Annotated in this window: 19 protein-coding genes and 1 pseudogene; 3 read left to right on the forward strand and 17 right to left on the reverse strand. The window is 69.1% G+C overall.

Annotation, left to right across the window (positions count from 1 at the left end; translation table 11 throughout):
* Positions 1-7: 7 nt before the first annotated feature.
* The 11 genes from nuoK to M4V62_RS18790 are packed head-to-tail and all read right to left on the reverse strand — an operon-like array spanning position 8 to position 10,844.
* A complete protein-coding gene (nuoK, locus tag M4V62_RS18740; RefSeq protein ID WP_249588397.1) occupies positions 8-307 on the reverse strand; it encodes an NADH-quinone oxidoreductase subunit NuoK in 300 nt (99 codons plus the stop codon).
* Positions 304-1,119: an NADH-quinone oxidoreductase subunit J gene (locus M4V62_RS18745; RefSeq protein WP_249588398.1), complete on the reverse strand. Its 816-nt coding sequence runs from the start codon at positions 1,117-1,119 to the stop codon at positions 304-306. Before M4V62_RS18745 ends, nuoK begins: the two co-directional genes overlap by 4 nt.
* Positions 1,116-1,787: an NADH-quinone oxidoreductase subunit NuoI gene (gene nuoI, locus M4V62_RS18750; RefSeq protein ID WP_249588399.1), complete on the reverse strand. Its 672-nt coding sequence runs from the start codon at positions 1,785-1,787 to the stop codon at positions 1,116-1,118. Before nuoI ends, M4V62_RS18745 begins: the two co-directional genes overlap by 4 nt.
* Complete coding sequence (nuoH, locus tag M4V62_RS18755; RefSeq protein WP_249588400.1) at positions 1,780-3,153, reverse strand: NADH-quinone oxidoreductase subunit NuoH; 1,374 nt, start codon at positions 3,151-3,153, stop codon at positions 1,780-1,782. Before nuoH ends, nuoI begins: the two co-directional genes overlap by 8 nt.
* On the reverse strand, positions 3,153-5,666 hold the full coding sequence (locus M4V62_RS18760; protein WP_249588401.1) for an NADH-quinone oxidoreductase subunit G: 2,514 nt from the start codon (positions 5,664-5,666) through the stop codon (positions 3,153-3,155). The genes nuoH and M4V62_RS18760 overlap by 1 nt, the downstream gene beginning before the upstream one ends.
* On the reverse strand, positions 5,663-7,024 hold the full coding sequence (nuoF, locus tag M4V62_RS18765) for an NADH-quinone oxidoreductase subunit NuoF (protein ID WP_249588402.1): 1,362 nt from the start codon (positions 7,022-7,024) through the stop codon (positions 5,663-5,665). The genes M4V62_RS18760 and nuoF overlap by 4 nt, the downstream gene beginning before the upstream one ends.
* Positions 7,024-7,830, reverse strand: a complete 807-nt coding sequence (gene nuoE / locus M4V62_RS18770; protein ID WP_249592892.1) for an NADH-quinone oxidoreductase subunit NuoE — start codon at positions 7,828-7,830, stop codon at positions 7,024-7,026. Before nuoE ends, nuoF begins: the two co-directional genes overlap by 1 nt.
* Positions 7,831-7,868: 38 nt before the next feature.
* A complete protein-coding gene (locus M4V62_RS18775) occupies positions 7,869-9,191 on the reverse strand; it encodes an NADH-quinone oxidoreductase subunit D (protein WP_249588403.1) in 1,323 nt (440 codons plus the stop codon).
* A complete protein-coding gene (locus M4V62_RS18780; RefSeq protein WP_249588404.1) occupies positions 9,191-9,913 on the reverse strand; it encodes an NADH-quinone oxidoreductase subunit C in 723 nt (240 codons plus the stop codon). The genes M4V62_RS18775 and M4V62_RS18780 overlap by 1 nt, the downstream gene beginning before the upstream one ends.
* A complete protein-coding gene (locus M4V62_RS18785) occupies positions 9,910-10,464 on the reverse strand; it encodes a NuoB/complex I 20 kDa subunit family protein (protein ID WP_160506582.1) in 555 nt (184 codons plus the stop codon). Before M4V62_RS18785 ends, M4V62_RS18780 begins: the two co-directional genes overlap by 4 nt.
* Before the next feature lie 20 nt (positions 10,465-10,484).
* Positions 10,485-10,844, reverse strand: coding sequence for an NADH-quinone oxidoreductase subunit A (locus tag M4V62_RS18790; RefSeq protein ID WP_003992243.1), 360 nt, complete (start codon positions 10,842-10,844; stop codon positions 10,485-10,487).
* Positions 10,845-11,877: 1,033 nt separating this feature from the next.
* Here M4V62_RS18790 and M4V62_RS18795 point away from each other — a divergent pair.
* A complete protein-coding gene (locus M4V62_RS18795) occupies positions 11,878-12,696 on the forward strand; it encodes a C40 family peptidase (RefSeq protein WP_249588405.1) in 819 nt (272 codons plus the stop codon).
* A gap of 81 nt (positions 12,697-12,777) precedes the next feature.
* Here M4V62_RS18795 and M4V62_RS18800 read toward each other — a convergent pair whose 3' ends face one another.
* The 4 genes from M4V62_RS18800 to M4V62_RS18815 are packed head-to-tail and all read right to left on the reverse strand — an operon-like array spanning position 12,778 to position 15,179.
* On the reverse strand, positions 12,778-13,104 hold the full coding sequence (locus M4V62_RS18800; RefSeq protein ID WP_249588406.1) for a putative quinol monooxygenase: 327 nt from the start codon (positions 13,102-13,104) through the stop codon (positions 12,778-12,780).
* A 37-nt stretch (positions 13,105-13,141) separates the two neighbouring features.
* Positions 13,142-13,561, reverse strand: a complete 420-nt coding sequence (locus tag M4V62_RS18805; protein WP_249588407.1) for a PIN domain-containing protein — start codon at positions 13,559-13,561, stop codon at positions 13,142-13,144.
* Positions 13,558-13,830: a ribbon-helix-helix domain-containing protein gene (locus M4V62_RS18810; RefSeq protein WP_249588408.1), complete on the reverse strand. Its 273-nt coding sequence runs from the start codon at positions 13,828-13,830 to the stop codon at positions 13,558-13,560. The genes M4V62_RS18805 and M4V62_RS18810 overlap by 4 nt, the downstream gene beginning before the upstream one ends.
* A gap of 59 nt (positions 13,831-13,889) precedes the next feature.
* A complete protein-coding gene (locus M4V62_RS18815; RefSeq protein WP_249588409.1) occupies positions 13,890-15,179 on the reverse strand; it encodes a geranylgeranyl reductase family protein in 1,290 nt (429 codons plus the stop codon).
* Between the two features lie 97 nt (positions 15,180-15,276).
* Between M4V62_RS18815 and M4V62_RS18820 the strand changes: the two genes are divergently transcribed.
* Together M4V62_RS18820 and M4V62_RS18825 are read left to right on the forward strand one after the other, a co-directional pair.
* The gene (locus M4V62_RS18820; protein WP_249588410.1) at positions 15,277-15,801 is read left to right on the forward strand and encodes a GNAT family N-acetyltransferase; all 525 of its coding nucleotides are present in this window, start codon (positions 15,277-15,279) and stop codon (positions 15,799-15,801) included.
* Between the two features lie 94 nt (positions 15,802-15,895).
* The gene (locus M4V62_RS18825; RefSeq protein WP_249592893.1) at positions 15,896-16,183 is read left to right on the forward strand and encodes a serine/threonine kinase; all 288 of its coding nucleotides are present in this window, start codon (positions 15,896-15,898) and stop codon (positions 16,181-16,183) included.
* A gap of 73 nt (positions 16,184-16,256) precedes the next feature.
* On the opposite strand, the gene M4V62_RS18830 is transcribed toward M4V62_RS18825, so the two are convergent.
* Together M4V62_RS18830 and M4V62_RS43915 are read right to left on the reverse strand one after the other, a co-directional pair.
* The gene (locus M4V62_RS18830) at positions 16,257-18,875 is read right to left on the reverse strand and encodes a hypothetical protein (RefSeq protein ID WP_249593233.1); all 2,619 of its coding nucleotides are present in this window, start codon (positions 18,873-18,875) and stop codon (positions 16,257-16,259) included.
* A gap of 108 nt (positions 18,876-18,983) precedes the next feature.
* Positions 18,984-19,052: pseudogene (locus M4V62_RS43915) on the reverse strand (zinc-ribbon domain-containing protein); the annotation flags it as partial.
* Between the last annotated feature and the right edge of the window lie 82 nt (positions 19,053-19,134).

Genomic DNA, 19,134 nt, shown 5'->3' on the forward strand with positions numbered 1-19,134 from the left:
CGACCCCTTACAGCTTCATCAGGCTGGCGTCGTCGACCGAGGCCGAGTGACGGGAGCGGAACAGCGACACGATGATCGCGAGGCCGACCACGACTTCCGCCGCGGCGACGACCATCGTGAAGAACGCGATGATCTGGCCGTCGAGATTGCCGTGCAGCCGGGAGAAGGCGACAAAGGCCAAGTTGCACGCGTTGAGCATCAGCTCGATACACATGAAGACCACGATCGCGTTCCGCCTGATCAGCACGCCGGTGGCGCCGATCGAGAACAACAGCGCCGCGAGATACAGGTAGTTGACCGGATTCACTTCGACGCCTCCTCGCTCTTGGACGACCGCTCGAGACGGTCCTCGGAACGCTGTTCGAGGGCCCGCAGGTCGTCAAGGGCCTCGTCCGACACATCGCGGATCTGGCCGCGCTCACGCAGCGTCTTGTTGACCGTGAGCTCCGACGGGGTGCCGTCGGGGAGCAGGCCCGCGACGTCCACGGCGTTGTGCCGGGCGTAGACACCGGGGGCGGGCAGCGGCGGCAGGTGCTTGCCGCGCACGCGCTCCTCGGACATCTCGCGCTGCGTCTTGGCGCGCTCCGTGCGCTCGCGGTGGGTGAGCACCATCGCGCCGACGGTGGCGGTGATGAGCAGCGCGCCGGTGATCTCGAAGGCGAAGACGTACTTCGTGAAGATGGCCTCGGCGAGGCCCTCCACGTTGCCGCCCGCGTTCGCCTTGCCGAGGCCCGCGAACTCGTTCACCGAGGCGTTCCCGATGCCCGCGAAGAGCAGGATGGCGAAGCCGAAACCGCAGAGCCCGGCAAGCCAGCGCTGCCCCTTGATGGTCTCCTTCAGGGAGTCGGCGGCGGTGACGCCGACGAGCATGACCACGAAGAGGAAGAGCATCATGATCGCGCCCGTGTAGACGACGACCTGGACGATGCCCAGGAAGTACGCCCCGTTGGCGAGGTAGAAGACCGCCAGGATGATCATGGTCCCGGCGAGGCAGAGCGCGCTGTGCACGGCCTTCTTCATGAGGATCGTGCACAGGGCGCCGATCACGGCGACCGTGCCGAGCACCCAGAACTGGACGGCCTCACCGGTGGAGGTGGTGTAGGCGGCGAGTTGGGTCATCGGTTGATCACCTCCCCCGACGCGGGCTCGGAGTCCCCGAAGGTGGAAGCGGCTTCCTGGGGCGTCTCGCCCTTGGAGAGGGCCACTTGGGGCACCGTGCCGGGAGCGGCCTCCGTCACCAGACCGCGGTAGTAGTCCTGCTCGTCCGTGCCCGGGAAGATCGAGTGCGGTGACTCGACCATGCCTTCCTCCAGGCCGGCGAGCAGCTGCTCCTTGGTGAAGATGAGCTTCTCGCGGCTGCTGTCGGCCAGCTCGAACTCGTTCGTCATCGTCAGCGCGCGCGTGGGGCACGCCTCGATGCACAGGCCGCACAGGATGCAGCGGGCGTAGTTGATCTGGTAGACGCGGCCGTACCGCTCGCCCGGGGAGTAGCGCTCCTCCTCGGTGTTGTCCGCGCCTTCCACATAGATCGCGTCCGCGGGGCAGGCCCAGGCGCAGAGCTCACAGCCGATGCACTTCTCCAGGCCGTCCGGATGGCGGTTGAGCTGGTGCCTGCCGTGGAAGCGGGGAGCGGTGGTCTTCTCCTGCTCCGGATACTGCTCGGTCAGCCGCTTCTTGAACATGGCCTTGAAGGTCACGCCGAAGCCCGCGACGGGGTTCTGGAACCCCTGCTTCGATTGGTTCGACTCGTGCTGCGACTGGTGTGACTCTTTCTTCGACTCAGCCATCGGACGCCTCCTTTCCGTCACTTCGGGTTCCGTCACTTTGAGTATCCGGCCCACCACTGACAATCAACTCGCGCTCCTGACGCGAGCGTCGGCGCGGTACGGGCGGCAAGCTCTGTCCGGGCAGCGGCGGGACCGGGAATCCGCCCGCCATCGGGTCGAAGGCGACCGGCTCCTCCTCGGCTGCCGCTTCCTTCTCGCGCTTGTCGCGGAAGATGTCGACGACGACGGAGAGCAACAGGAGCGCGATGACCCCGCCGCCCACATAGAGCGCGATCGAGGTGAAGTCGTACTCCTCGTTCCGCATCGCCCTGACCGTCGCGACGAGCATCAGCCAGACGACCGAGACCGGGATCAGGACCTTCCAGCCGAGCTTCATCAGCTGGTCGTAGCGGACGCGTGGCAGCGTGCCGCGCAGCCAGATGAAGAAGAACAGCAGCAGCTGGACCTTGATCACGAACCAGAGCATCGGCCACCAGCCGTGGTTCGCGCCCTCCCAGAAGGTGCTGATGGGATACGGGGCCCGCCAGCCGCCCAGGAAGAGGGTGACCGAGACCGCCGAGACGGTGACCATGTTGACGTACTCGGCGAGCATGAACAGCGCGAACTTGATCGACGAGTACTCGGTGTTGAAGCCGCCGACGAGGTCGCCCTCGGACTCCGGCATGTCGAAGGGCGCGCGGTTGGTCTCACCGATCATCGTCACGATGTAGATCAGGAACGAGACCGGAAGCAGCAGGACGTACCACCGGTCCGCTTGCGCCTCCACGATCGCCGAGGTCGACATCGACCCGGAGTAGAGGAACACCGAGGCGAACGCGGCGCCCATCGCGATCTCGTACGAGATCATCTGCGCGCAGGAGCGCAGGCCGCCGAGGAGCGGATAGGTGGATCCTGAGCTCCAGCCGGCGAGCACGATGCCGTAGATGCCGACCGAGGCGACCGCGAGGATGTAGAGCATCGCGATCGGCAGGTCGGTGAGCTGCATCGTCGTGCGCTGGCCGAAGATCGAGACTTCGTTGCCCGCGGGCCCGAAGGGGATCACCGCGATCGCCATGAAGGCCGGGATGGCCGCGATGATCGGCGCGAGGATGTACACCACCTTGTCCGCGCGCTTGACGATCAGGTCTTCCTTGAGCATCAGCTTGATGCCGTCCGCGAGGGACTGCAGCATGCCCCAGGGGCCGTGCCGGTTGGGGCCGATGCGCAGCTGCATCCAGGCGACGACCTTGCGCTCCCACACGATGGAGAAGAGCACCGTCACCATCAGGAACGCGAAGCAGAAGACCGCCTTGACGGCGACCAGCCACCACGGGTCACGGCCGAACATGGACAGGTCTTCCGCCGCAAGCGGCACCACGGTGTGCATCACGACGTCACCTCCGGGGCCTCAGAGGGCTCCGGCAGGAGCGCCGGGCCGATGCGGACGAGGTCGCCGGGGCGCGCGCCGGTGTCGGAAGTGACGCCTCCCCCGGTCGAGTTCAGCGGCAGCCACACCACGCGATCGGGCATCTCGGTGACCAGGAGCGGCAGTTCGGTCGTCCCCGCGGATCCGGTGACGGCCAGGACGTCGCCGTCCTTGACGCCCGCCTCGGCCGCGGTGGCCGCCGAGAGCCGGGCGACCGCGGCGTGCCGCGTGCCCGCGAGCGCCTCGTCGCCCTCCTGGAGGCGGCCCTGGTCGAGCAGCAGCCTGTGCCCCGCGAGAACGGCCTCTCCGGAGGCGGGCCTCGGGGGCTGAGCGGCGCTCTCCACGGGGTCGGTGGCGTGCGTCCCCTCCCAGCCGCCGAGCCGGTCCAGCTCGCGCCGGGCCGTCGCCAGGTCGGGAAGGCCCAGGTGCACGTCCCCGGCGTCGGCCAGCATGTGCAGCACACGGGCGTCGGTCGGGGCCAGCGTGCGCGTCATCTGGTCGGGCTTGAGCGCGGCGCCGAACATCCGGGCCCTGCCCTCCCAGTTGAGGTAGGTGCCGGGCTTCTCCGCGACCGCGGCCACGGGCAGTACGACATCGGCGTGCTCGGTGACCTCGCTGGGCCTCAGCTCCAGGGAGACCAGGAACCCGACCTCGGAGAGTGCTTCACGCGCGCGTGCCGGGTCGGGCAGGTCGGCGACCTCCACGCCCGCCACGAGGAGCGCGCCCAGTTCGCCGGTCGCCGCGGCCTCGATGATCTGGCCGGTGTCGCGGCCGTAGCGGTGCGGGAGTTCGGCGACGCGCCAGGCGGTCGCGACCTCCTCCCGCGCGCGCGGGTCGGTGGACGGGCGCCCGCCGGGCAGCAGCGAAGGCAGCGCGCCCGCCTCGACGGCGCCGCGCTCCCCCGCCCTGCGCGGGATCCACACCAGCCGCGCACCGGTCGCGGACGCGACCCGTACGGCGGCGGTGAGCCCGCCCGCCACGGCGGCCAGACGCTCGCCGACCACGATCACCGCGCCCGAAGTGCGCAGCGCCTCGGCCGCCTTGGCGCCGTCGCCCTCCAGGCCGGCTCCGGAGGCAAGGGCGTCGAGCCACTGGGTCTCGGTGCCGGGAGCAGCGGGGAGCAGCGTGCCGCCCGCCTTCTCCAGGCCTCGGGTCTGATGCGTCGCGAGGGAGAACGTCCGCTGGCCGTGCTTGCGCCAGGCCTTGCGAAGCCGAAGGAAGATCCCGGGCGCCTCTTCCTCGGACTCAAGTCCGACGAGCAGGACGGCGGGTGCCTTCTCCACTTCCGCGTACGTGACGCCGGTGCCGTCGAGATCCCGGCCCCGTCCCGCCACGCGTGCGGCGAGGAAGTCGGCCTCCTCGCTGCTGTGCACGCGCGCGCGGAAGTCGATGTCGTTCGTGTCGAGCGCCACGCGCGCGTACTTGCTGTACGCGTAGGCGTCCTCCACGGTGAGGCGACCGCCGGTCAGCACACCGGCCCGGCCGCGCGCGGCGGCGAGCCCGTTGGCCGCGACTTCGAGAGCCTCGGGCCAGCTTGCGGTCTCCAGCTCACCCGTCTCGGAGTTGCGCACCAGCGGCGTGGTGAGGCGGTCCGGCTTCTGCGCGTAACGGAAGCCGAAGCGCCCCTTGTCGCAGAGCCACTCCTCGTTGACCTCGGGGTCGTCCGCGGCGAGCCGCCGCATGACCTTGCCGCGGCGGTGGTCGGTGCGGGTCGCGCAGCCGCCCGCGCAGTGCTCGCAGACCGACGGCGAGGACACCAGGTCGAAGGGCCGGGAGCGGAAGCGATACGCCGCCGAGGTCAGCGCGCCGACCGGACAGATCTGGATGGTGTTCCCGGAGAAGTACGACTCGAAGGGATCACCCTCGCCCGTGCCGACCTGCTGGAGCGCACCGCGCTCGAGCAGCTCGATCATCGGGTCACCGGCGATCTGGTTGCTGAACCGGGTGCAGCGCGCGCAGAGCACGCACCGCTCGCGGTCGAGAAGGACCTGCGTCGAAATCGGCACCGGCTTCTCGAACGTCCGCTTCTTGCCCTCGAAGCGGGTGTCCGTGTCGCCGACCTGCATCGCCTGGTTCTGCAGCGGGCACTCGCCGCCCTTGTCGCAGACCGGGCAGTCCAGCGGGTGGTTGATGAGCAGCAGCTCCATCACACCGCGCTGCGACTTCTCCGCGACCGGCGACGTCAGCTGCGACTTCACGACCATGCCGTCGGTGCAGGTGATGGTGCAGGAGGCCATCGGCTTGCGCTGGCCCTCCACCTCGACGATGCACTGGCGGCAGGCGCCCGCCGGGTCGAGCAGCGGGTGGTCGCAGAACCGGGGGATCTCGATGCCGAGGAGCTCGGCGGCCCGGATCACCAGCGTCCCCTTGGGGACGCTGATCTCGATGCCGTCGATCGTCAGCGACACGAGGTCTTCCGGCGGAACCGGTGCCTCGCCCCCTCCGGAGGGAGCGCTGTTGGTGGTCACTGTCATGCGTTCACCTCCGAATGTGCGGAGGGCCTGTCGGCCCAGAGAGTCGACTTGGCCGGGTCGAAGGGGCAGCCCTTGCCGGTGATGTGCTCCTCGTACTCCTCGCGGAAGTACTTGAGCGAGGAGAAGATCGGCGAAGCGGCGCCGTCACCGAGGGCGCAGAACGACTTGCCGTTGATGTTGTCGGCGATGTCGTTCAGCTTGTCGAGGTCGGACATGACGCCCTTGCCTGCCTCGATGTCGCGGAGCAACTGCACCAGCCAGTACGTCCCTTCTCGGCAGGGCGTGCACTTGCCGCAGGACTCGTGGGCGTAGAACTCGGTCCAGCGCGTGACGGCCCGCACGACACAGGTCGTCTCGTCGAAGCACTGCAACGCCTTCGTGCCGAGCATCGACCCCGCGGCGCCCACTCCCTCGTAGTCCAGGGGGACATCGAGGTGCTCGTCGGTGAACATCGGCGTCGAAGAGCCGCCCGGCGTCCAGAACTTGAGCCGGTGGCCCGCCCTGATCCCGCCGCTCATGTCGAGCAGCTGGCGCAGGGTGATGCCCAGCGGGGCCTCGTACTGGCCGGGGCTCGTGACGTGGCCGCTCAGCGAATAGAGCGTGAAGCCGGGGGACTTCTCGCTCCCCATCGACTTGAACCAGTCTTTTCCGCGATTCAGGATCGCGGGAACCGACGCGATGGACTCGACGTTATTGACAACAGTGGGGCATGCGTAGAGGCCCGCGACGGCCGGGAAAGGGGGACGCAGTCGCGGCTGGCCACGGCGGCCTTCGAGCGAGTCGAGCAGCGCGGTCTCCTCACCACAGATGTACGCGCCCGCGCCCGCGTGCACGGTGAGTTCGAGATCGAGACCGCTGCCCAGGATGTTCTCGCCCAGGAATCCCGCCTCTTTCGCCTCACGCACGGCCTCGTGCAGCCGCCGGAGCACGGGGACGACTTCACCGCGCAGATAGATGAAGGCATGCGACGAACGGATCGCGTAGCAGGCGATCACAATGCCCTCGATGAGGCTATGCGGGTTCGCGAAGAGGAGCGGGATGTCCTTGCAGGTCCCCGGCTCCGATTCGTCGGCGTTGACAACTAGATAGTGCGGCTTTCCATCTCCCTGCGGAATGAACTGCCATTTCATTCCGGTGGGGAATCCCGCGCCGCCCCTGCCGCGCAGACCGGAGTCCTTCACGTACGCGATGAGGTCGTCCGGCGCCATGGCCAGGGCCTTACGCAGGCCTTCGTACCCCTCGTGCCGTCGGTAGGTCTCCAGCGTCCAGGACTTCTCCTCGTCCCAGAACGCCGAAAGCACCGGCGCGAGCAGCTTCTCGGGGCTCGTCTCGTTGTCGATCTCGGCTGCCAAGGTCATCACTCCCCCTCCTCGGCGGTCGGTCCGGCCGGGTGGGCCGGGTCGGATGCCGAGGTCTGCTGCGGTGCGTCGTGCGAGCTGAGGTGCTCGGCAGGCGCCTCGTCCTGCGGGCCGCCCGCGCGCGGGTGGACCACCCGGGGCTGCGGCAACTCGCCCTTGGCCAGGCGCAGTCCGATCAGTGAGGCAGGGCCCGCGCCGCCGCTCGCCTCGACGGCGCCCGCGCGCTCGTCCGGGAAGCCCGCCAGGATCCGGGCCGTCTCCTTGTACGTGCACAAGGGGGCGCCGCGGGTCGGCTCGACCTGCACGCCCGCGCGCAGGTCGTCGACGAGCCGCTTGGCGGTCTCGGGAGTCTGGTTGTCGAAGAACTCCCAGTTGACCATCACGACGGGGGCGAAGTCGCAGGCCGCGTTGCACTCGATGTGCTCCAGCGTGACCTTGCCGTCCTCCGTGGTCCCTTCGTTGCCGACGCCCAGGTGCTCCTGGAGCGACTCGAAGATCGCGTCGCCGCCCATGACGGCGCACAGCGTGTTCGTGCAGACGCCGACCTGGTAGTCACCGGAGGGCTTGCGCCGGTACATCGTGTAGAAGGTCGCGACCGCGGTGACCTCGGCGGTGGTCAGGCCGAGCACCTCCGCGCAGAAGGCCATGCCCGTGCGCGTGACGTGACCCTCCTCGGACTGCACGAGGTGCAGCAGCGGGAGCAGCGCGGACCGGGAGTCCGGGTAGCGGGAGATGATCTCCTTGGCGTCCGCGTCGAGCCTGGCCCGTACGTCGGCCGGGAAGTCGGGGGCGGGGAGTTGGGGCATGCCCAGGCTGACGCCCGTGCCCTGCTGGGGAGTGGTGGTCACCGGTCGACGCCTCCCATCACGGGGTCGATGGACGCGACGGCGACGATGACGTCGGCGACCTGGCCGCCCTCGCACATCGCCGCCATGGCCTGCAGGTTGGTGAAGGACGGGTCGCGGAAGTGGACCCGGTAGGGGCGGGTGCCGCCGTCGGAGACGACATGCACCCCGAGCTCGCCCTTGGGCGACTCGACCGCGGTGTACGCCTGCCCGGCCGGGACCCTGAAGCCCTCGGTCACCAGCTTGAAGTGGTGGATCAGGGCCTCCATGGAGGTGCCCATGATCTTCTTGATGTGATCGAGCGAGTTGCCGAGACCGTCCGGACCGAGCGCCAGTTGCGCGGGCCAGGCGATCTTCTTGTCCTCGACCATGACCGGACCCGGCGCCAGGCGGTCCAGGCACTGCTCGACGATGCGCAGCGACTGGCGCATCTCCTCCAGGCGGATCAGGAAGCGTCCGTAGGAGTCGCAGGTGTCGGCGGTCGGCACGTCGAACTCGTAGTTCTCGTAGCCGCAGTAGGGGTCCGACTTGCGCAGGTCGTGCGGCAGGCCCGCCGAGCGCAGGACCGGTCCCGTGGCGCCGAGGGCCATGCAGCCCGCGAGGTCGAGATAGCCGACGTCCTGCATGCGGGCCTTGAAGATGGGGTTACCGGTGGCGAGCTTGTCGTACTCGCCGAGGTTCTTGCTCATCTTCTTCACGAACTCGCGGATCTGGTCCACCGCGCCCGGGGGCAGGTCCTGGGCGAGTCCGCCGGGCCGGACGTACGCGTGGTTCATGCGCAGGCCGGTGATCAACTCGAAGATGTCGAGAACGAGTTCACGATCACGGAAGCCGTAGATCATGATCGTCGTCGCGCCCAGCTCCATGCCGCCGGTGGCGATGCACACCAGGTGCGAGGAGAGCCGGTTGAGCTCCATCAGGAGCACGCGGATGACCGAGGCGCGGTCCGGGATCTGGTCCTCGATGCCGAGGAGCTTCTCGACCCCCAGGCAGTACGCCGTCTCGTTGAAGAACGGCGTCAGATAGTCCATGCGCGTGACGAACGTCGTGCCCTGCGTCCACGTGCGGTACTCGAGGTTCTTCTCGATGCCCGTGTGCAGATAGCCGATGCCGCAGCGGGCCTCGGAGACGGTCTCGCCCTCGATCTCCAGGATGAGCCGGAGCACACCATGGGTGGAGGGGTGCTGCGGACCCATGTTGACGATGATGCGCTCGTCGTCGGACCGGGCCGCGGACTGGACGACCTCGTCCCAGTCGCCGCCGGTGACTGTATATACAGTCCCCTCGGTCGTCTCGCGCGCGGATGCATGTGACGTGCTCATCAGCTGTACGACCTCCGCTGGTCCGGAGCCGGGATCTGGGCGCCCTTGTACTCGACGGGGATGCCGCCGAGGGGGTAGTCCTTGCGCTGCGGGAAGCCCTGCCAGTCGTCCGGCATCATGATCCGCGTAAGGGCTGGGTGACCGTCGAAGATCAGGCCGAAGAAGTCGTACGTCTCGCGCTCGTGCCAGTCGTTCGTCGGGTAGACCGCGACCAGCGAGGGGACGTGCGGATCGGCGTCAGGGGCACTGACTTCGAGCCGGATCAGGCGGTTGTGGGTGATCGAGCGCAGGTGGTAGACGGCGTGCAGCTCGCGGCCCTTGTCCTCGGTGAAGTGGACCCCCGAGACGCCCGTGCAGAGCTCGAAGCGCAGGGCCGGGTCGTCGCGCAGGGTCTGGGCGACCCTGACGAGGTGCTCGCGCGCGATGTGGAAGGTGAGCTCGTCGCGGTCGACGACCGTCTTCTCGATCGCGTTCTCGGGCAGGAGCCCCTGCTCTTCCAGGGCCCCCTCCAGCTCGTCCGCGACTTCGTCGAACCAGCCGCCGTAGGGGCGCGCGGTGGCACCCGGCAGGGTGACCGTCCGCACGAGCCCGCCGTAACCGGACGTGTCGCCGCCGTTGTTGGCGCCGAACATGCCCTTGCGTACGCCGATGACCTCGCCGGCCTCGTCGCGGGGGGCAGGGACGCCGTTTCCGTTCAGGTGCTCGTCGTGCGCGTCGCTCACCGCAGCAGCCCCTTCATCTCGATGGTGGGGAGGGCCTTGAGGGCCGCCTCCTCCGCCTCGCGGGCCGCTTCCTCCGCGTTGACCCCGAGCTTGCCGCCCTGGATCTTCTGGTGGAGCTTGAGGATCGCGTCCATCAGCATCTCGGGCCGCGGCGGACAGCCGGGCAAATAGATGTCAACAGGGACAATGTGGTCCACACCCTGCACAATCGCGTAATTGTTGAACATCCCGCCCGATGAAGCGCAAACCCCCATGGAAATGACCCACTTGGGGTTGGGCATCTGGTCATAGACCTGCCGCAGGACCGGCGCCATCTTCTGGCTCACGCGTCCGGCCACGATCATCAGGTCGGCCTGGCGCGGTGAACCGCGGAAGACCTCCATGCCGAAGCGAGCCAGGTCATAGCGCCCGGCTCCCGTCGTCATCATCTCGATGGCGCAGCACGCGAGGCCGAAGGTCGCGGGGAAGACGGATGACTTGCGCACCCAGCCCGCGGCCTGTTCGACGGTGGTGAGCAGAAATCCGCTCGGCAGTTTCTCTTCGAGTCCCATGCTCTTTGCCCCTCAGACCCTTAGTCCCATTCCAGGCCGCCGCGCCGCCATACGTACGCGTACGCGACGAAGACGGTGAGCACGAAGAGCAGCATCTCCACGAGCCCGAAAATCCCCAGCGCGTCGAACGTGACGGCCCAGGGGTAAAGGAAGACGATCTCGATGTCGAAGACGATGAAGAGCATCGCCGTCAGGTAGTACTTGATGGGGAATCGCCCACCACCGGCCGGAGTCGGCGTCGGCTCGATTCCGCACTCATACGCCTCGAGCTTGGCGCGGTTGTACCGCTTTGGACCGATAAGCGTGGCCATGACCACGGAGAAGATCGCAAAGCCTGCCCCGAGGGCTCCCAGCACGAGGATGGGCGCATAGGCGTTCACGCTCCTCGCTCCTCTCAGTCGGCACTGACTGTTGGCGGTTGCATCGGACCGCGGCCCGCACTCACGAAGATCGCGTACATGTGAAGCAGGTCACAAGCCCAACTGCCCCGCATCTTATGCCCGCCGGTCTGTGATCTGCGACACGGGGTGCGACAACGGCTTTGTGATCTCCACCACCTGACGAAGGATCATGAAGTCGGATGAGCGGTGATCTTCATACGCGAAGCGCCTGAGTGATCACCAGAGGTGACATCTCAGCGAGTTACCGCTGGTCGGGAGGGGGTCGCTCTATCAAGCGATGGCCGCCGCAAGCAAATTGGCGCTGGACGCGATGGCTTGATAGTGGCGGCTCGTTCACACTTTGGCGGGAGAGGTGTGGATGAGGGTGGACGGCCATGGACGCGTGCACGGATTCACGAGCGGTCGGCACGCGGCCGAGGGAGGCCGATTCGACGCACTCGCGCCGAGTCGACTGGCACGCTCACACCGAGCCGACCGACGGAACCCGATTCGACGCGCTCGGACCGAGCGCGTCGAATCGGCACCCGATCCACATCGACCCCGCCGTCGGCTCCGCATCGACCGCCACCGATTCCGCATCGATCCGCCACCGGTTCCGCATCGACCGAACACCGGCTCCCCATCGACCGGACACCGACCCCTCGTCGATCCGGCGTCGATCCGTCACCGATCCCCCACACCCACAACACCCCTGATTTCTTCGGGAGATCTCAGGAAGGTCTCGGCGGGATCTCAGGGAGATCCCCTAGGGTCAAACATGTGACCTGTGCCACACCCCATGATCCGGCGGAGAAGCGGGGCTTGGCCAACCGACTCAACCGGTGGTAGTCCACGGGCAATTCGGGCGTATCGCAGAAAACCCATGATCACAGGCGTGATCGCCGTTGTCCGCATTGCCCGTTACGGCGTCAATAAGAAGTGACACGCCCGGGATTCGAGGCCTCCGCGGGCAACTGTGGCGCAGCCCACGTTTCTTGAAGGGAACCCGGACTCCCTGATAGCGGTTGGTCTCATGTCCCACACCGCTCACATACCCAGCCACCGGAAGCCCCGTCGTAGCGCCACGAAGCAGGCCCTGCGCGCCGGAGTTGCCGGTGGCGTCCTCAGCACCCTGGCAGTGGCCGCGGCTGCTGGCACGGCGACCGCCGCCGAGCCGGTGACCGAGACCATCGAAATGCCCACGCTCACCACGGATCTCTCCACGCAGATCGCGCAGTCCGCGGAAGCCACGCAGCAGACCGCCGACAGCTACGAGCTCCGTGCCGAGCAGGACGCGGCCGCCGTGAAGGCCGCCAAGCAGGCCAAGGAAGACCAGGCCCAGGCCGAGAAGAAGGCCGAGGCCAAGGCGAAGGCCGAGGCCGCCGCCAAGAAGAAGGCGGAGGAGGAGCGCGCCTCGCGTTCCGCCGAGCGCACGACGCTCAGCGCCGCCGGTTCGGGCTCCAGCGCCTCGACCGCCGAGGCGCCCGCCCCGGCCAGCGGCAGCGTCGGCTCGGTCATCAGCTTCCTCAAGGCCCAGCTCGGCGACGCGTACGTCATGGGTGCCTCCGGACCCAACGCCTGGGACTGCTCCAGCCTCGTCCAGGCCGCGTTCAAGCAGGCGGGCGTGGACCTTCCGCGCGTCTCGCAGGACCAGTCGGTCTCCGGTACGCCGGTCTCGCTCTCCAACGTCCAGGTGGGCGACATCCTTTACTGGGGCGGCGCGGGCTCCGCGTACCACGTGGGTGTGTACATCGGTAACGGCCAGTACCTCGACGCCGCCAACCCCGGCAAGGGCGTTGTCATCCAGGACCTGTCGGGCTACCCCGCCGACGGCGCCGTGCGCGTCCTCTGAGGGCCCTCACAGCCACCTGGAAGGGCCGGGAACCCCCTGTGGGGTTCCCGGCCCTTCTGTGCGTCCAGCGAGGCGCAGGCGTCAGCTCTTCGGCGAGAGCTCGCCCATCTCCGACCAGCTGCTGCCCGGGATCTCCGTGTGGATGATCTCCGGGGTCGAGGCGATCGCCTCGGACATCGTCTCCATGGCGGCCTTGAAGTGGTCGGAACCGACGTGCGCGGCGCCCGCCTCCTGCGAGGCGAAGCCCTCCAGGAGGACGAACTGGTTGGGGTCGTCGACGCTGCGGGACCAGTCGTAGAAGAGGTTGCCCTCCTCCGCGCGCGTGGCCCGCGTGAACTCGGCGGTCCGCTCCAGCCAGGTGTCGGCGTGCTCGGGGCGGACGGTGAACTTGACGGCGATGAAAATCATGGGTTCAGCGTGCCTCCGACCACGCACTACGGCCAAATCAGACCTTGCGGACGACGATGTGCGGTGGGACGAACTTCTCCAGGTCGTCGACGTCTGAGGTGAAGACGGTGACGTGCCCCCGCTGCTCCATGGCCACGACGGCAAGCACGGCGTCGATCGCGTACTTGTGACCGTGCAAACCGACGTCGGCGAGCAACTTGCGTGCCGCGCGGGCCTGTTGCTTGCCGATGTCGGCGACCACGACACGGGAGAGAACCCAATCCCAGCGCTGCTCCTTCACCTTGCCGTCGAAGGCCTCGACAAGGGTCATGGGCGACGTCACCAGGTCGACCTCGCCTCGAGCCGCCCCCTCGATCACGCCGATCATGCGCCGGTCGCCGCGTACGGCCTGCGACAACGCCTCGGAGTCCAGCACGAAGACCGACACCGGCTTCCGGCTCGGCGCCTGCCTGGTCAAGCCGCCGCCCCGTTGCTCCCGTGGTCACGGCGCCGGGCATGTTCGGCTTCGATCTCGGCCAGTTCCGCCGCGAACTGTTGCCGCTCCTCGTCGGTCACCGGGCCATGCTCCTCCTGGAGCCAGTCGGAAAGTTCCCTCAGCTGGTCACGGTCGCGCTGGGCGCGCAGGGCCTCGGTCACGTACGCCGAGATCCCGCGCTCGTCCACCTCGGAACGGATCTCCTCAAGAAGGTCTTCGGGGATGGTGACGGTCACCTTCTTAGTAGCCATACTTGCCACCATACTCCCGACAGGGTCACTGCGCTCGGCTTCCGCTCAGCCGCCCAGCCTCACGCCTTCGGAGCCACCTTGCTCAGGCCGTTGATGATGCGGTCCATCGCGTCGCCGCCCGTCGGGTCGGTCAGGTTCGCCAGCATCTTCAGCGTGAAGCGCATCAGCATCGGGTGGGTCAGGCCGCGCTGCGTGGCGATCTTCATGACCTTCGGGTTGCCGATGAGCTTCACGAAGGCGCGGCCCAGCGTGTAGTAGCCGCCGTAGGTGTCCTTGAGGACCTTCGGGTAGCGGTGCAGCGCCAACTCCCGCTGGGCGGGGGTCTGGCGGGCGTGCGCCTGGACGATGACGTCCGCCGCGATCTGCCCGGACTCCATGGCGTACGCGATGCCCTCGCCGTTGAAGGGGTTCACCATGCCGCCCGCGTCGCCGACCAGGAGCAGGCCCTTGGTGTAGTGCGGCTGGCGGTTGAAGGCCATGGGCAGGGCGGCGCCGCGGATCGGCATCGTCATGTTGTCCGGGGTGTAGCCCCAGTCCTCCGGCATCGAGGCGCACCAGGCCTTCAGCACCTCGCGCCAGTCCAGCTCCTTGTAGGCGGAGGAGGAGTCGAGGATGCCGAGCCCGACGTTCGACGTGCCGTCGCCCATGCCGAAGATCCAGCCGTAGCCGGGAAGGAGCCGGTCCTCGGAGCCGCGCCGGTCCCACAGCTCAAGCCAGGACTCCAGGTAGTCGTCGTCGTGGCGGGGCGAGGTGAAGTACGTACGGACGGCGACGCCCATCGGGCGGTCGTCGCGGCGGTGCAGACCCATCGCGAGGGAGAGCCGCGTCGAGTTGCCGTCGGCGGCGACCACCAGCGGGGCGTGGAAGGTGACCGGGGTCTTCTCCTCGCCGAGCTTGGCGTGCACGCCGGTGATGCGGCCCGTGCGGTCGTCGACGATCGGGGCGCCGACGTTGCACCGCTGGTGCAGTCGGGCGCCCGCCTTCTGGGCCTGGTTGGCGAGCTGCTCGTCGAAGTCGTCGCGCTTACGGACGAGGCCGTAGTTCGGGTAGGCGGCGAGTTCCGGCCAATCGAGTTGGAGCCGAACACCGCCCCCGATGATGCGCAGGCCCTTGTTCCGCAGCCAGCCCGCCTCCTCGGAGATGTCGATCCCCATGGAGACGAGCTGTTTGGTGGCGCGCGGCGTCAGGCCGTCGCCACAGACCTTTTCCCTTGGGAACGCGGTCTTCTCCAGGAGGAGTACGTCGAGTCCGGCCTTCGCCAAGTAGTAGGCGGTCGTGGAACCGGCTGGCCCGGCCCCGACGACGATCACATCAGCGGTGTGTTCGGTGAGGGGCTGGGGCTCGGTCACGGCGGGTTCTCCCCAAGGCTCGAAATCTGTGTGCCGGAGGGCACGGGTTATGGGCAGTCTATGCAGCGGTACTGATCAGCCAGCCGAAGGGCCACCCGTGACAAAGCAGGCACTGCCGACGAAGACCCTGCCCGCCGTACACCTGCGTGTTCCCACCCACGAGGACGCCTTCGTCTGGCACCGGCTGTTCGACGACCCGGACGTCATGGAGTTCCACGGCGGCGCGCCGGCCGAGCTCTCCGTGTACGAGGAGCTGACCGCCCGGCAGCGCAGACACGACGCCGAACACGGTTTCTGCTTCTGGACGTTGCTCGACGCGGACGGCGAGCCGATCGGCTTCACCGGGGCGCAGCCCTGGCCGCACGATTGGGGACCCAAGGGCGAGATCGAGATCGGCTGGCGGCTCGGCCGCGCCGCCTGGGGCAAGGGGTACGCGACCGCCGCCGCGCAGGCCACCCTGGAGCGGGTGCGCGCGGCGGGCGTGGGGCACGTGGTGGCGATGGTCGACGCCCGCAACGAACGGTCCGTCGCGGTGACCCGGCGGCTCGGCATGGAGCTGGCCGAGACCTTCACGACGCCGGTGTCGAAGCGGGAGGCACACCGCTTCCGGCTCGCCCTGTAGGGGTCTACCCTGCCGGTACCGCTGGGGGGTGACGCCCGTGCCGAAGGCACCCAGGACAGCCGGCGAAGTACGCGTGCCGCGGCTGATCGGTCTGATGGCCGTCGACGCGCGCGAGTCGGCGGCGAAGCACGGCGTGCTGCTCGCGGCGCCGGACCGCCCCGACTTCCACCTCGTCGTCCTCGACCATGTCGTCCGGCAGTACCCGCTCCCCGACACGTGGATCCCGCGCGACGCCGTCGTCACCGTCTGGTTCGAGCTCGGCCCCGGCGAGGGCGACGGCGGCGCGGGAGTGCGCGAGCCGCGCCGCCCGGGGCCTGGGGACGGCGGGCTGCGCCAGGAACTGGACGAGCCGGGCAACAACGAGGTCGGCGCCGTGCTCTAGCCGTGCCCCAGCCGTGCTCCAGCCGCCGCCCGGCCCCTCGGCCAGTCCCTCAGGCCGTCCCTCAGGCAGCCCCTCAGCCGTTGATCCGCCAGTGCTCGAGCGCGGTCCGGTGGGTCTCCTCGCCCTCGCCCGCGGGCCAGAAGTCCGCGCGCCAGGAGAGCTGGATGGCGTACTCGGTGCCGTTGTCCGCGACGTAACTCTGGTTCAGGGCATGGATCTCGCGGCCCGCCGTGTCGGTGTAGGTGTACTCCCAGATCGCGCCGCTGCGCCCCTGGAAGGTGTTCGGCTCAAGACGGATCCGCTCGTAGTCCGACTTCTTCGGGTCCTTCTTGGCGTCCTTCTCGATGGTCGTGAAGTTCTCGTACGAGGTGTACGGGGCGTTCGGGACCACGCCGACGATGAACTCCTCCCGGCCGGTCGACCCGCCGTACACGACCTGGCCCGGCCGTTCCTCGCCGTGCCGGGTCCAGCCGTCGGGCACGGCGAACTCGAAGCCGCTCACGTCGGACACCAGGTCGTACCCTGCGGGCAGTTCGGGGCCCTCGTCCACGGTGTCGGGGGTCTCGCTCGGCTCTTCGGTGGGAGTGAACGCGGGGGACGGCGAGGGCGCCTCGGTGGGGTTCTCGGTGGGGTTCTCGCTGGGGTCCTCGCTGCGGCTGATGGCGGGCTTGTCGTCCTTGCCCCCGGCCTTGTCGGCCTTGCCGTCGTCGTTGTTCTGCCAGAGCAGGACGCCGGCCGCGATGCCGCTGCCGATGAGGAAGGCGGCGGCGAGGGTGCCGACCCAGAGGGCGGTGCGGCGGGACTGGGGGGTGGCCGGGGGCCGCTGGTGCAGCTGGAAGGTGTTGGGGTCGTAGGCGGCGGGGGCGTAGGCCGGGTTCGCGGCCGGGTCGTACGCGGGTTGGGGCACCGGGGTGGTGCCGTTGACGGGCCCCACGGCTCCGACGGCACCAACTGCACCGACTGCACCGACTGCACCGACGGCGCCTTCGGTGGGCGCGGTGGCCACGGAACCGGGAGTGCTGGGAGTGCTGGGAGTGCTGGGCGCGCCCGCGGGTCCTGCCGGCATCGGAGGGACGTGCGGCATCGGCGCCACGACGCCCGTCCGCTGTCCCGTCATCTGGAGCAGGAACGGCGCGATCAACGCGGCGGCGAACACCCAGAGCAGCCCGAACAACAGCGCGTCCGGCACGCTCACGCCCGCCTCGAAGCTGCCGTTGCCCGAGCCGCTCCCGCCGCCGCCTGAGCCGAACTCCGACGCCGCGCTCCCGGAGGCGTCGACGCTGAATCCGCCGAGCCCGGCGAGGAGCAGGAAGAGCCCGAAGAAGACACCGGCGGCGAGCAGTTGCTCGCCTCGGTGCGCGGAGCGGCGTGCGGCGAGGACGCCGATGGTCAGCGCACACACGAGCCCGAGCGCCAACGCGCCCACGATCGCCCAGTCGTTGGTGACGTCGCCGAGCTCGGAGAGCCCGAACGACTCGCTCTCGTAGCCGCCGCCGTACGCCGAACTACTCCCCTGCACCGACGCGTCGAGCGGCGCGCCCCAGCCGAGACCGAGGGCGGCCGCGCCGAGGTTCGGCAGCAGGAGCAGGGCGATGAGCAGCGGGGACACGTCCGCGTCGTCGAGGTCGGTGAGGCCTTCGAGGTCGTCGATCTGGGCGAGGCTGATGAACGCGACGACCGAGCAGAGCGCGAGCACGATGGCGAGCGCCCGCAGCGCGGTGCCGGTGGCGCGGAACGCCGCCTGCCAGCCGGGCCGCGCCGCCAGCCAGTGGGCCAGGTCGTGGCGGTGCAGCACACCGCCGGACACGGCGATTCCGAGGACGAAGGCACCGAGCGCGGCGAGCACCGGCGAGGAGGAGAGCTCGACGCCCTCGATCTCGGGCTGCGCGAAGAGGCTGAGCACGAGGGTGCCCACGGTCACCAACAGGGTGACGCGCACGGCCGATTCGAGCCCCGCCGTGCCGCCGCCGAGGCCTCCGGAGCGCAGGAGGACGCGGTTGCGCAGGATGCGTACGCCGATGAAGAGGGCCCCGATCCACAGGGCGGTGGCGGTGAGCGGGATGAGGTGCAGCGTGGCGGTGCCGTCGAAGGCGACGTCCACGCTGGAGCTCTCGCCGCCGAAGAGGGACGACTGCTGCCGCTCGCTCCCGGAGATCTCGAAGCCGCCGCCGACGGCCTGGAGCAGCAGCGCGAGAGCGATCCGCATCCGCTCGCCGAACCCGACGACGACGTCACTGTCGTCGCCCTGCCCGTAGGAGGGAATGGCCAGCGCGACAGCCGCGACGAGCACCAAGCCCACCGGCCACAGGGCGGCTTGCGCGGCCCCGGCCCAGTCGCCCCTGAACGCCCGTCCGAAGAAGGCGCCGAGGGGCGAGGGAGCGGCGGGCGCGGCGGGCGCGGCGGGAACGTACGCGGGAGGGGGCGGAGGCGCGGGGGCGGCGGGCACCGGGGCGGGCGGAAGTACGGGCGCGGGCAGGGAGGTTGCGGTGAACCCGGGTCCTGCGGGCGTGGCTTCGGGCGCTGGCGCTTCGGGCCCCGCACCCTCGGGCCCCGCACCCTCGGGTCCCGCACCTTCGGGTCCCGCACCCTCGGGTCCCGCACCCTCGGGTCCCGCACCCTCGGGCCCCGCACCCTCGGGTGCCGGAGCTTCCGGCGCCTCACCGGCGGGTGCGTCAGACTCGGGCTCCGCCACTGCCGCCGGGGTCTCACCGGAGTCCCCAACGCCGGTCGGGCCGCCAAGCTCTGCCGCAGGCAGCTCCGCGGGCCCCGCGTCCACCGTCGTGTCACGCGGACGTTCTCGCCCGCACTTCATGCAGAAGCGGGCCTCGTCAGGGGTGGGTGCCCCGCAGTGAGGGCAATGCGACGCCATGGGAACGCTCCGTCATTGGGGAGATGACCAGAATGACCGACCCGTGCCGAAAGATCCCGCGGCGGCCGGTGCGAAAGAGCGG

The organism is Streptomyces durmitorensis (assembly GCF_023498005.1).
GTDB lineage: Bacteria > Actinomycetota > Actinomycetes > Streptomycetales > Streptomycetaceae > Streptomyces > Streptomyces durmitorensis.

What these genes read in the sequence shown, in the direction of transcription:
- nuoF (WP_249588402.1), bottom strand. Translation starts at nt 7,024, where the DNA reads ATGACCTTGGCAGCCGAGATCGACAACGAGACGAGCCCCGAGAAGCTG.
- nuoE (WP_249592892.1), bottom strand. Translation starts at nt 7,830, where the DNA reads ATGCCCCAACTCCCCGCCCCCGACTTCCCGGCCGACGTACGGGCCAGG.
- M4V62_RS18800 (WP_249588406.1), bottom strand. Translation starts at nt 13,104, where the DNA reads ATGATTTTCATCGCCGTCAAGTTCACCGTCCGCCCCGAGCACGCCGAC.
- M4V62_RS18810 (WP_249588408.1), bottom strand. Translation starts at nt 13,830, where the DNA reads ATGGCTACTAAGAAGGTGACCGTCACCATCCCCGAAGACCTTCTTGAG.
- M4V62_RS18825 (WP_249592893.1), top strand. Translation starts at nt 15,896, where the DNA reads ATGGCCGTCGACGCGCGCGAGTCGGCGGCGAAGCACGGCGTGCTGCTC.
- M4V62_RS18795 (WP_249588405.1), top strand. Translation starts at nt 11,878, where the DNA reads ATGTCCCACACCGCTCACATACCCAGCCACCGGAAGCCCCGTCGTAGC.
- M4V62_RS18745 (WP_249588398.1), bottom strand. Translation starts at nt 1,119, where the DNA reads ATGACCCAACTCGCCGCCTACACCACCTCCACCGGTGAGGCCGTCCAG.
- M4V62_RS18785 (WP_160506582.1), bottom strand. Translation starts at nt 10,464, where the DNA reads ATGGGACTCGAAGAGAAACTGCCGAGCGGATTTCTGCTCACCACCGTC.
- nuoH (WP_249588400.1), bottom strand. Translation starts at nt 3,153, where the DNA reads ATGCACACCGTGGTGCCGCTTGCGGCGGAAGACCTGTCCATGTTCGGC.
- M4V62_RS18775 (WP_249588403.1), bottom strand. Translation starts at nt 9,191, where the DNA reads ATGAGCACGTCACATGCATCCGCGCGCGAGACGACCGAGGGGACTGTA.
- nuoI (WP_249588399.1), bottom strand. Translation starts at nt 1,787, where the DNA reads ATGGCTGAGTCGAAGAAAGAGTCACACCAGTCGCAGCACGAGTCGAAC.
- M4V62_RS18760 (WP_249588401.1), bottom strand. Translation starts at nt 5,666, where the DNA reads ATGACAGTGACCACCAACAGCGCTCCCTCCGGAGGGGGCGAGGCACCG.